The sequence below is a fragment of the Massilia sp. DJPM01 genome (genome assembly GCF_030348125.1).
Classification (GTDB): domain Bacteria; phylum Pseudomonadota; class Gammaproteobacteria; order Burkholderiales; family Burkholderiaceae_D; genus Telluria_A; species Telluria_A frigida.
The window spans coordinates 1-11464 of sequence record NZ_JAQOZV010000099.1 but is presented as its reverse complement, the minus strand read 5'-3'; the positions used below and the strand labels follow the sequence as shown (position 1 = coordinate 11464).

Below are 11464 nucleotides of genomic sequence, written 5' to 3'. Positions count from 1 at the left end.
ACGCTGCGGCAGCGGCCAGCGCCAGCGCGGCGATCAGTGCGCCGGCCTTCACGCCGGCCCCTGGGCGACTGTGGCGATCTCGATGCGCGCCTTGCGCAGCAGGTCCGCGCGCAGCGCCGTCAATTGCGCCGCCGCCAGCGCGCGCGCCAGCGCCCGGCTGGCCACGTAGCGCACCGATTCGGAACCGGCCTCCTGGTAACCCAGCACGCGCTGCTCGACCAGCACGATTTCCCATGGCGCCTGCGCGGTCGGCCCGGCCGGGGTGCGCACCGGGGCCGAGACCTGGCCTTCGGCCTGGGCAAACACCAGTTGCGCCAGCCAACCCGGGCGGCCCTCGTGGCGCACCCAGCCCAGCGCGCCGCCGCTGGCCGCGCTAGGTGCGACCGAATGGCGCCGCGCCAGGGTGGCGAAATCGGCGCCGCCGGCCAGCGCCGCCGCCACTGCGCGCGCGCTCGCTTCGTCGGGCAGGCGGATGTGGCGCGCCCGCACCCGTTCGATGCGCACGAAATCGTCGCGGTGGCGCCGGTACCAGTCGCGCACTTGCGCCGGGCTGACCTGGCTGGCGAGCTGGTCGAGCAGGCGGCTGCCGCCATGCTGGTCGTCGCCCATGCCATGCAGGCGCAGCATGGCTTGCACATCGCCCTGGTCGGCCAGCACCCGGCGCAGGTCGGCCACGGCGTCGGCCCCGAAGCGGCGCCGGCTCCAGTCCAGCACATAGCGCGCCGCCACCTGTACCCTGGCTTGTTGCAGCATGAAGCCGCGCTCGCGCGCGAACAAGGCCACCCTGCCCTGCACGTTCTGGCGCCGGTACACATCGCCCAGGGTGATGCTGCCGTCGCCACCGTGCGGCAGCGCGAAACGCAGCAGCACCAGCGTGTCCGCCTGCGCCAGTTGCGCGCTATCGAGATCCAGATCGAGCCGCAGCGCGCCGGACTTGCCGAATACGGCGTCGAGGGCGGCCTCGCTCACCGCTTGCGGGTGCAGCCGGCTGTCCAGGCCCGCGCCGGGCAACTGGCGCAGCTCTCGGTCCATTTCGCTGCCGTACAGGGTGCGCAGGGTGCTCGCCAGCTGGTCGTCGATGCTCACATCGCGCGCGAAGCCGACCCGCTGGCCGGCCGACAGGACCGCCTCGCCGAAACGCTTGCGCGCCGCCGTGGCCAGCAGGCGGTCGGCGATCAGCGCGTCGAGCGTGGCACCGCGCCGGGCGGCCGGGTCGGCGGCGCGCGCCATGCGCCAGCTGGTCTCGACGCTGAACGCGAGCAGCGGCGCGCCGTCGATGCGGGCGGCGGGCGTGCCCTGGGCCAATACCGCCGCAGGCCAGGCGCAGGCCAGCCAGACGGCGCCGGCCAGTGCGCGCAGGGTGTGCGCCGGGTTCAAATCGCCAGGCGCTCGGCGGCGCGGTTGAGCACGTGCACGACCATCGCGATCGCATGCGGCACCATGGCGCGCGCCACCGTGCGGCGGTCGGCATGGTCGGTCGAGGACAGCACGATGCCGCCATGGGCGTAGGAATAGCTGCCGCCCTGGGTCAGCAGCGCGCGGATATCGGTGGCGCCCGGTGCCAGCGGGGTGAAGCTGGCCAGGGCGCTGCGCACCAGCGCGCCATCGTTGAGTTGCTCGCGGTCGTAGTAGTCGCCGACCCACTGTTCCCAGCCAGAATGGCCATTGCCCGAGGTGCCCCAACTGTGGTGCGGCTGGACCAGGTCGGTCGTGTGCAGCACGAAACCGAGCGACTGTGCGGTCGGGCGCGCCAGGAATTGCTGCCACCAGTATTGGCCGAGGTTGTCGATCGGCTGGAACGGCATGGTTTCGAAATCGGCGTACTGCTTGCTGGTGGAGCTGCCGCTGCCGCCCATGCGGTAATTGGCCTCGGTCACGCCGAAGCTGTTGTACTTGCTGCTGTCGCCGAACCAGCCTTTCAGGCCGCCGGCGCCGTCGTCGAGATAGTCGCCCACCAGCCAGCCGGCGGCCAGCTTGTCGATATCGCCGCGATTGCCCAGCTTGGCGTAGTTGTAGCCGCCGAAGGCGTTGCCATGCACGTCGGGGCCGGCGCTGTGGTTCTGGAAGTGCCAGTACGAGGTGTAGTTGGCCAGCGAGGAACCCAGGCCCCAGACCGGCGCCATCTGGCAACTGCCGGTAGTGGCGCCGCACAGGTAGGTGTCGGCGAAGTCATCGACGTCGTAGGCGCCCTGGCCCACTGCCTGGGCGAACTGGTCCATCGTGTAGCCGGCCTTGGCGACGCCGGCGGCCAGCCTGGCGTAGTTGGTGGCCGATGGATTGTTCTTCATGAAGGCGATCGCATCGAGCACGATGCGGCGATGCGTTTCTTGTTGCCATGCTTTGGCGGGTGCACTGGCAAACAGAGCCAGCGCGAGGCTGGTGGCAAGCAGTCCGGGTTTCATCATTACTCCAGTTGAGTCCACGGGTGCGGCGACCGCGTGGAAGATTGACGAAGGAAGAAATGTAAAAATGTAACGATGAAATGTGACCTTGCCATGACTGTGGCGGAGCGGGCTCAGTCGCGTTTTTTAGTTGACAGGCGGATGAAAGGCAGCTTGTTGACGAACGGCGGCATGCACGCTCCGCAACAAGGGGATACTCGCGCCTGCGCCTCGGTCACGGAGAGACCGGAGCGGATCCCGCGCCGGACGAAGGCGGACGAGCGGCACGAAGCCGGATGGAACTCCGGCAACAATGAGCGATGTGTCTAGGTGGACGCCGCGCCAGCGTCGAACACCGCCTGCAAGCTGGGCGCGTTCAGGCTGCGCTCGAACCACTGTTCAAGCTCAGCCTGGTTGGCCTGATCGATGCGCCGCATTGCCGACACCGGCAATGCGCCGAAGCGGCTGCGCAGCAGGGTGCCCAGCACCGCGCGTAGTGCAATGACTTGCCCTTCCGCTTTACCTTCTGTGATTTACCCAGCTCCCGCAGGATCAACAAACAGGTGTTATACACGTTTGCATGGCTGCCCAAGGCCATCGCCATCCCCATCTTTCAGCCTGACCATCGTCTGGCCCCGGCCGCGCGCCCGAATCAAGCTACGGGGCGATGCGATCTTCAAACAACATGAACTGGTTCTGCGCAGGATCTTCAAGCAGAAAGCTTTTCCCACCGGGCCACTCGAATACGGCAAGCTTGCCGTCACGATCCGGTACCAGGCGCGCGCCGCTGCTGAAAACGGTCTGTTGCAGGCGTTGAAACGCGGTGTCGCAGTTGTCCACGCTCATGCCGAAGATCGGCGAACCCGAGGTTTTCCCGCCGCGTTCGCTGATCTGCAGGCAGACATCGGGATTGCCGATCGCGCGCAGCAGAAAGTCATTCATGCCATAGTCCGCCGCAATCTCGAACATGCCAAGCTCGTCCACATAAAACCGGATGGCGAGCGCCGCCGACGCCACTTTCAGGAAAATATCCGTTCTCATCTTATCCTTCACAACGATCATCTTCGCCACGACGTCCCGGCACCGCTATCTCAGCACCGGCATACGCGGGCACGCATCTCGGCAACGGTTTCGCCATTGCCGAATTTTTTCAAGGTGGTTTTCGAGGCCATCGCTTCCGCCAGGGCTTCCTGCTCGGCCAGATAGAACCGGCTCGGCGTGGCCCGCCCGTCCGGTCCGATGTCGACCACTTTATAGCCTTGCCGGATTTTCTCCGCCAGCCACTCCTTATTCCATTGCACCGTCTTCTCGAAGTCGCTCGCGGCCATTCCCGGCGTCAGTCTACCGCCGCGCCATTGATTTCGCGGGAACATCATGCTTTCCGCCGCGTAGCCCTGCTGTTTCAGCAGGCGCGCAGCCTCGTCGACAGCGCCCTGGCCTTCGCCAATGACAACGATCGGCGTGCCCGACAAGCCCGCCGGATCGACCCAGGTCACTGGATTGGGCGCATATTGGTAGGTGTTGAAACCACCGGCCAGACCGATCGGGTCTTGCGAGACGAAACGGCCGATGTCCGGATCGTAATAGCGGAAACGGTTGTAGTGCAGCCCCGTTTCCGCTTCAAAATACTGGCCCTGGAAGCGGATCGGCTGCACTTGCTCCAGCGCGGCGGCGGCCGGCGCGGGAATGTCCACGGTCAGCACATTGCCCCACGCCCGGTAACTCCCGGCCCAGGCCAGGCTGCCGTCGGCATCGGTCAATTCGCGCGGCGTGCCGAGATGGTCGGTGTGCAGGTAATGGAGCCGGCCGCGCAAGGATGGCGCTTGCGGCTCGTGCGCGTCGACGCTGTCGTACTGTGCCAGCGGAACAAAGGAGGCCGCTTCGTAAAGGTAGGTCCGCGTATGGCTGGCGCGCCGCTCGCACAGCAAGCGGTTGCCGTCCCACGCAAAGCGGGTGACCCCAAAGCTGTCGCGCTTGGCGATCCTGCGGCCAAACGGATCGTAGACATACTTCACCGTCTGCACGGTCGGCACCGCATCGCCGGCGTTGCGCGTGACCACCGCCTTGACCAGCTGATGCGCCGCATTCCACTCGAAGCGCATGCGCGTATGGCGCCCCACCAGCTTCTCGCTCAGGTTGCCGTGCGCGTCGTACTCGAAGCGTTTATCCTCGAACACGCGCACCCGGTTGCCCTCGATCCGGCCCACGCCGGCGATGCTGTCATCGAGCAGATTGTGCGCCGGGTCGAATGCGAAGCGCTCATCCGACTGCGGCTGCAGCGCCGATAAGATGCGCCCGAGCACGTCGTAGCTGTAGGTGGTGCGCCCGTTGCGGCGGTCGTCGATGGCCAGCAGATTGCCGCTCGCGTCGTAGTCGTACTTGCGCGCGATCAGGGGCGCGGCCCCTTCGCCCACGCCGCCCGGCGCGGCCACCTGCGACAGCATCCGTCCCATCGGATCGTAGCGGAACTGGCTGGTCAGCGCGCCCTGGGTGCGGCTGAGCGGCCGGTGCAGGCGGTCGCGTTCGATGTCGGTGATCACCTCGCCATCGATATTGATCTGGTGCAGGTGGCCGCTGCCATAAAACAGCTGGTTGAGCACGCGCCCGTCCGGCAGCACCGTCTCGATCCGGTTGCCCAGTTCATCGTAGGCGTGGCGCAGCAAGCTCGATTCGCCACCGCTGTCGGTCTGCTCGGCCACCAGTTGGCCCAGGGCGTCGTAGCGCATCGCCACCTCGGCGTCGGCGTTGATGGCGCGCGTCATCCGGCCGGCGTCGTCGTAGGCAAAGCGCAGGCGCAGTTGTTCCGCCTGCGCCTCGCCGGTGGTGCGCGAGATGATCTGGTCGACCAGCTGCCCGGTGCGGTCGCGCAGATAGCTGGTGTCGATGCGCGTGTATTCGGTGCGCGCGCCGCTGCCATGCTCTTCCTTCGCCACCAGCAGGCCGCTGGCATCGTAGCGGTAGCGCGTCAGGCGCGCATCGACGCCGCTCTCCTCGGCCAGGCGGTCGAGCGCGTCGTAGACGAAATGGTGCGCATCGCCATTTTCATTGATCAATGCCGCCATCCGGCGCACCGCGTCATAGCGGTATTCCAGCACGCCGCCGCGCGCATCGATGCGCTTGAGCGGCTTGCCGTCGCTGTCGAGCACGTAACTGGTGCGATGTCCGGCCGCATCGATCCGCGCCACCAGCCGGCCCAGCGCGTCGTATTCGTAGCGCTCGGTGGAACCGTCCGCCTGCGTCACCATCTCAAGGCGGCCCAGCGCGTCGCAGGAATACACGGTCACATTGCCCTGGGCGTCGGTGGTGCGCGCCAGCTTGCCATTGGCGTCATAGCTCAGGCGCGTGGTATTGCCCGAACAATCGGTGTAGGCGGTCAATTGCGCGGCGCGATTGTAGGCCAGCCGCTTGATCCCGCCGGCCGGGTCAATCACCCTGACCGGCAGGCCGTGCTCGTCGTACTGGTACGAGGTGCGCTGGCCGAGCGCATTGGTCACGCTCAGCAGGTTGCCGCGCTCGTCGTAGCGCAGCGCCGTGCTGGCGCCGAGCGCATTGGTGATCAGGGCCGGCTTGTCGACCCGCGCATCGTAGACGATGCCGGTGCCCTTGCCGTCGCGCTCCACCCGCACCACGCGCCCGCGCTCGTCGTAGCGGTAGCCGATGCTGCGTCCGCCCGGGTCAAGGATGGCGAGCAGCCTGCCATTCTGGTCGAGGCGGCGCTCGGTGACGCCGCCGGCCGCGTCGACATGGCCGATGAACTCGCCGTTGGCATCGAAACGGTAGCGCTGCTCGCGTCCGAGCTTGTCGGTCACCACCGTTTCCCGCGCCAGGTAGCGGAAGTCCCACGACAGGCCGTTATTGGTCCAGTTGCGCACCACCCTGGCCTGCGCGCCCTCGTGCTCGTATTCATAGCGCGACACCAGGCCGCCCGGCTGGGCATGCTCGACCATCAGGTGCTTGCGGTAGGCGAAGCTGCGCGTGACCTGGTCCAGGCGGTTGCGCACCTCGGCCAGGTTGCCGTCGGCATCGTAGGCGTAGCTCGCCAGCACCTCGCCCTGCTCGCCAGCCTCGGGCAGCAGGATGATGGCGGACAGGCGCGGCGCGCCGCGATGCTCGCTGAACTCCAGCATGAAGACGCGGCCGGCGCTGTCTTCGATGCGCTCCGGCAGTTGGCGGCCGTTGTAGCCGATCCCGAGCCTGTTGCCGTTGGCATCGAGCAGGCCGACCAGGCGCGCGATGCCGCTGGCCGTGGCCGCCGTGGCGAACTGGCGGCGCAGCCCCTCTTCGTCGATCAGCTCGAAACTGCTGTCCCCGCTGCGCGACAAGGTGATTTTCTCGGAGGGCGAGTAAATCGATTCGCCCGGCCGCGGCAGCGAAAACGTGACCTCGCGCTGCCAGCCATCGAGCAGCACGACCTGGCCGCCGCCCACTTGCAGGGCATCGGAAATCGGCGTGCTCCAGCCCGCGCCCAGCCATCCCGCCTGGCCCTGGGCCGAACTGTAGTTGCGCTGCCATACCAGCCCGAGCGCCGCAGGCAGCGCGAAGTCCAGGTCGAGCTCGCCCGCGAGGATTTTGCTGCCGGAAAGCGGATTGACGGGCTGGGCCACCAGCAGGCAGGCCGGGCAAGGCCGGCGTGCCTTGCCTTCGGCGTTGGGCGCTTCGTTGGCCGGCTTGGCCGGTTCGGCCGGTTTCACCGGCTCGGCTGGCGGCTTGGCCTTGCCGGCGCCAGCCTTGGCCGCCGACGCCGCTTCGCCCTCGGCCGCCGCAATGCGCGGCTGCAAGGCCGGATGGCGCATCAGCTTGGCCTGGTTGGCCGCCACCCAGTCGGCGAAGGCCGGGCCGAGCTTGCTGTTGCCCAATTCCTTCATCAGCAGCGACTTGCTGGCCTGCCCGCGCGAGAGGTACAGCACGATCGCGGCCAGGATCGCTTTCACCAGCAGCAGCTTGCCCTGCGCGAATGATTCGCTGGCCTGGCGCAGCTCGGCCGCGTACTGGCCCCTGGCGCTGTCCGGCAAGGCGCCCGCATGCCAGGCGGTGGCGAAGCCTTCGGCCATCTTGCCGCACATGGTGGGAATGGTTTCGCCGATATACAACACCAGGCTGCCCAGGCCCATCCAGACCAGGATTTCGCCGCCAATCTGGGCGCCCAGGGCCGCGCCGCCGATCGCACCGGGCACCGCGCCGGCGCCGCCGACAAAGGCCCCGGCCACCCCGCCCACCGTGCCGCCCAGGGCCGCGCCGCCGCCCACGTACAGCACCACTTCCTTGACCACGGTCCACAGCACGCCCCAGATCTGCGAAAAATCCAGGCCTTCGAGCTGGGTCTTGAGCAACTCGTGGAAACGGTGCTCGGCGCCTTCGATGGCCAGCCCCACCGCCACCGTGCTGCGCACCGCCTCGACCCGCATGGCGGCGCGCCCCAGCGAGTCGACCGAATCGGCCACCCGGTGCGACCAGCGCTGCAGGCGCTGGTCGATATCGTGGCGGACCTGCTCGCCGGCGCTGTCGTAGGCGCGCCCAAGATCCTTGAGGGCGCGCTGGAAGTCGAACAGGTGTTTGGGGGAATCGGGAGATGACATACGCGGTGAACTCTCTGGCGTTGTAGCAACGCGGTAGTTTGGTGCGAATCAATAACTCGAAATAGTCGAGCCTGCTTATGATAGTATATACACAATCTTTTTGGTATTCCTGGTTTCTGATGTTTGCAAGACCCGGGAAGGCGCGTCGCGAAGGCGCGCCAGCCCATGAAGTCCATTCGTGGCCATAGCGCCGTTCGCGGCGGTTGTGGTGCTGTTCAACGTGATAATCTTGTTCGCGCGAGCTCCCGATGACATTCCAACCTGTAGACAAATCCCCCGCCCTGGCCGGCCTGCCTGGCGCCAGCCCCTCCGGCCTGGAGACCCCGCTGGCTGCCGCCAAGCTGGCCAGCGGCGTGGCCGGCATGGCCGGGGCCGACCCTGCCGCGCTGGCGCTCGGCAATGCCGCACTCGATACGGCCGCGGCCGTGCAGGCGGGAGGTGGCGTGCAAGCGCTGGCGGGAGGCGGGATGGCCATGGCCGCCCAGGCCAGTCCGGAAGTAGCCAAGGCAATGGCCGTGGCCGGCCAGGCGCAAGCGATCGCCGGCCAGGCGCAGGCGATGGCAGGCAAGGCGCAAGCGATGGCCGGGCAGGCGCAAGGCCTGGCCGATGCCGCCGGCAGCAAGCTGGCGTCCGCGCCGGGCGCGCTGGCGCAGGCGGTGCCGGCCAATGTGGCCGCCCCCGCGCAACTGATCATCGCCGAGCATCCGCTGGCCGGCCAGGCGGTCAATGACTTCGCCACCCCGGAATCGTTGTTCATGCCGGCCCCGATCGACCCCGCGCGCGCGCCGGCGCCTGCCGCCGAGCCGGGCGCCGCTGCCAGTGCCGGCGCGGCCGGTGGGGGCGGCGCCGCCAACTTCGTCGACGGCACCCGCCTGCTGCGTTTCTATTCTCCGCTGCAAGGCAACAAGGCCCTGCTGATCGAATCGATGAGCGGGGTCACCACGCTGTCGGAACAATACGTGTTCCAGCTCAATCTGCTGTCGAAGAATGCCTCGATCGATCTCAAGGATCTGATGGGCAAGAACGTCAGCGTCGGCGTCCAGCAAGCCGATGGCAGCGAACATTTCATCAACGGTTACGTCAATTCCTTCGGTTTCACGCACTCGGATGGCGGCTTTGCCTTCTATCACGCCGAAATCGTGCCCTGGTTCACTTACCTCAAGCGGCGCGTGAACTCGCGCATCTTCCAGGATGAAACAGTCCTGGGCGTGCTCGACAAGATCTTCAAGGGCGATTACAGCGGCCTGGCCACCTATGAAGTGCGCACCAGCCAGACCTACAAGCCGGAAAACTACATCGTCCAGTACGACGAGACGGACGAGCATTTCACCAGCCGCCTGATGGAAAAGTACGGCTTGTTCTACTACTTCGAGCACAGCGCCTCGGGCCACATCATGGTCATCAGCGACGACTCGCGCAACAGCAGCTTCTGCCCGCCGCAAAAGGCGCATGCCGAAGTCACCTTCAATGGCGGCAACCGCACCCAGGACAAGGATAGCGTGACGGCGTTGACGGCCGAGCGCATGCTGCAGTCGACCAAGCTGGCCCTGAACACCTTCGACTTCAAGGCGCCCAACAGCATGCAGTACGTCGAGCAGCCGACCGTGTCGGTGCAGGGCGATGTGCCGTCGATGGAAATCTACGACGGCAATCCGGCCTTTTCGTACAAGAACAAGGACGATGGCAAGCGCGAGGCGCGCCAGCGCATGGAAGTGCTGGAATGGCAGGCCAAGATTTTCCACGGCGCCTCGGACTGCCGTGGCCTGATCGCCGGCCACACCCTGAAACTGCTGGAACACCACTGGTTCGACGCGGCCGATGGCACCGACAACGATTTCCTGGTGCTGTCGGTGCAGTACAACGCGCGCAATAACTACTTCCAGCGCGGCATGAGCGATGTGTACCGGAATACCTTCAGCGCGATCCGGCGCAAGATTCCATACCGCCCGCGCCAGGCCCACCGCCGCCCGCAAATGCCGGGACCGCAGACGGCCACCGTGGTCGGCCCGAAAGGCACCGAGATCCACACCGACGAATTCGGCCGCATCAAGGTGCAGTTCCACTGGGACCGCTACGGGCGCCGCGACGAGCGCAGCTCGTGCTGGATCCGCGTGTCGCAGCCGTGGGCCGGCCAGGGCTGGGGCACGATTTCGATTCCGCGCATCGGCCAGGAAGTGATCATCGATTACCTCGAAGGCGACCCGGACCGTCCAGTCTGCACCGGCCGCCTGTTCAATGCCGACCAGCCAGTGCCGTACGCGCTGCCGGACGCGGCCCACATGATGGGCTTCAAGAGCCGCTCGACCCCGGGCGGCGGCGGCTTTTCCGAAATGGTGATCCACGATTCCAAGGGCAAGGAATTGATCAATATCCATTCGCAAAAGGATATGGTCACCACGGTCCAGAACAAGCAGGACACGATCGTCCATGGTCCGTCCCAGACCAATACGGTGAGCAAGGGTTTCCACGTTACCACGGTCAAGCAGCATATCGAGACGACCTCGGAAACGGCGCACATCCACCAGACCGCCAACAAGAACATCGAACTGACGGCGGAAACCGAGCACATTTTCCAGACCGCCAAGACCGACATCGAGGCCAAGGCGCAGACCGGGCACGTGCTGGTGACGGCCAGTACCGACATCACCTTCCAGGTGGGCGCGAGCAAGATCGTGATGAAGGCCGACGGCACCATTCTGATCCAGGGCGTGCATGTGGATATCGTGGGCAGCAGCCGGATCGACCTGAACAAATAAGCGATGGACGCCTGAAAAACCACGCGCTGCCACGCGAACGACCTGAGCTTTGTGCTGCCTGCGCGGCTCAAGGACCAGACCATGCACATGTTCACGTTCTGCGGCCAGGGCGCGAGCGAGTTCAGCCTGGTCCCGGAAATGGGGCGCCTCCTGCCCAGGCTCCAGCTCAGGCACAGCAAGGAAACGCTGCTCGACGGCGGGCCGGCGACCGGCCGCGCCCTTCATCTCATGGACGCCAAAAGCGTGAAGCAATGAGCGCAGAGCGTGTTTTTTTGTCCGACAAAGTGAGCGGCCACGATGCGGCGCTGGTGCGCATACTGGCCGCGCCCGCGCCGCAGCAGCTGCGCGCACGCCTGCTCAAGATCTATAGCGCGCGCAATGGCCTGGCATCGTGTGCGGCGCAAGCGGAAATCGCGTTCGTGCACGCGGCCAGCAGCTGGGGCAATACCCCGCTGGCGCCGGGCGAACTGGCCGTCGTGTTTCTCAATACGATCTCGGGCCGCCTGTACGAAGCAGCCTGGAACGGCCATTTTCTCATCGAAGAGATCGACGGCCGCCCGCACGCCATCGTCAAGCACAAGCAACTGTGGCTGGACGCAGCATTCCCGCCGGTGATTCGCGCGCACGCCTGCCAGGACCCCGCGCGGCCGTATTGCAGCGCCATCGCGTTCGACGCCGTCGAGACCTATCTGAGCGAACTGATCGCGCACAGCGCCTGACATGCCGCACCGCGCGGCACCGATGAATTCAA

Annotated in this window: 8 protein-coding genes; 3 read left to right on the top strand and 5 right to left on the bottom strand. The window is 66.4% G+C overall.

Annotated elements, in window-relative coordinates; all coding sequences use genetic code 11:
* Window positions 1-48: 48 nt before the first annotated feature.
* The 5 genes from PO883_RS32960 to PO883_RS32940 all read right to left on the bottom strand — a co-directional run bounded on the left by PO883_RS32960 (window position 49) and on the right by PO883_RS32940 (window position 7957).
* Complete coding sequence (locus PO883_RS32960; protein ID WP_289313546.1) at window positions 49-1377, bottom strand: peptidyl-prolyl cis-trans isomerase; 1329 nt, start codon at window positions 1375-1377, stop codon at window positions 49-51.
* Window positions 1374-2405 carry a phospholipase gene (locus tag PO883_RS32955; protein WP_289313545.1) on the bottom strand — a complete coding sequence of 344 codons (1032 nt, stop codon included), beginning with the start codon at window positions 2403-2405 and terminating at the stop codon, window positions 1374-1376. Before PO883_RS32955 ends, PO883_RS32960 begins: the two co-directional genes overlap by 4 nt.
* A gap of 302 nt (window positions 2406-2707) precedes the next feature.
* Window positions 2708-2869, bottom strand: a complete 162-nt coding sequence (locus PO883_RS32950; RefSeq protein WP_289313544.1) for a hypothetical protein — start codon at window positions 2867-2869, stop codon at window positions 2708-2710.
* A 169-nt stretch (window positions 2870-3038) separates the two neighbouring features.
* Window positions 3039-3452: a VOC family protein gene (locus PO883_RS32945; protein ID WP_289313543.1), complete on the bottom strand. Its 414-nt coding sequence runs from the start codon at window positions 3450-3452 to the stop codon at window positions 3039-3041.
* Window positions 3453-3472: 20 nt separating this feature from the next.
* Window positions 3473-7957, bottom strand: a complete 4485-nt coding sequence (locus PO883_RS32940; protein WP_289313542.1) for a DUF6861 domain-containing protein — start codon at window positions 7955-7957, stop codon at window positions 3473-3475.
* A 248-nt stretch (window positions 7958-8205) separates the two neighbouring features.
* On the opposite strand from PO883_RS32940, the gene tssI reads away from it, so the two are divergent.
* The 3 genes from tssI to PO883_RS32925 all read left to right on the top strand — a co-directional run bounded on the left by tssI (window position 8206) and on the right by PO883_RS32925 (window position 11432).
* Window positions 8206-10713: a type VI secretion system tip protein TssI/VgrG gene (gene tssI, locus PO883_RS32935; protein ID WP_289313541.1), complete on the top strand. Its 2508-nt coding sequence runs from the start codon at window positions 8206-8208 to the stop codon at window positions 10711-10713.
* Window positions 10714-10794: 81 nt separating this feature from the next.
* Window positions 10795-10968, top strand: coding sequence for a hypothetical protein (locus PO883_RS32930; protein WP_289313540.1), 174 nt, complete (start codon window positions 10795-10797; stop codon window positions 10966-10968).
* Window positions 10965-11432 carry a hypothetical protein gene (locus tag PO883_RS32925; RefSeq protein ID WP_289313539.1) on the top strand — a complete coding sequence of 156 codons (468 nt, stop codon included), beginning with the start codon at window positions 10965-10967 and terminating at the stop codon, window positions 11430-11432. Before PO883_RS32930 ends, PO883_RS32925 begins: the two co-directional genes overlap by 4 nt.
* The last annotated feature ends 32 nt before the right edge of the window (window positions 11433-11464 follow it).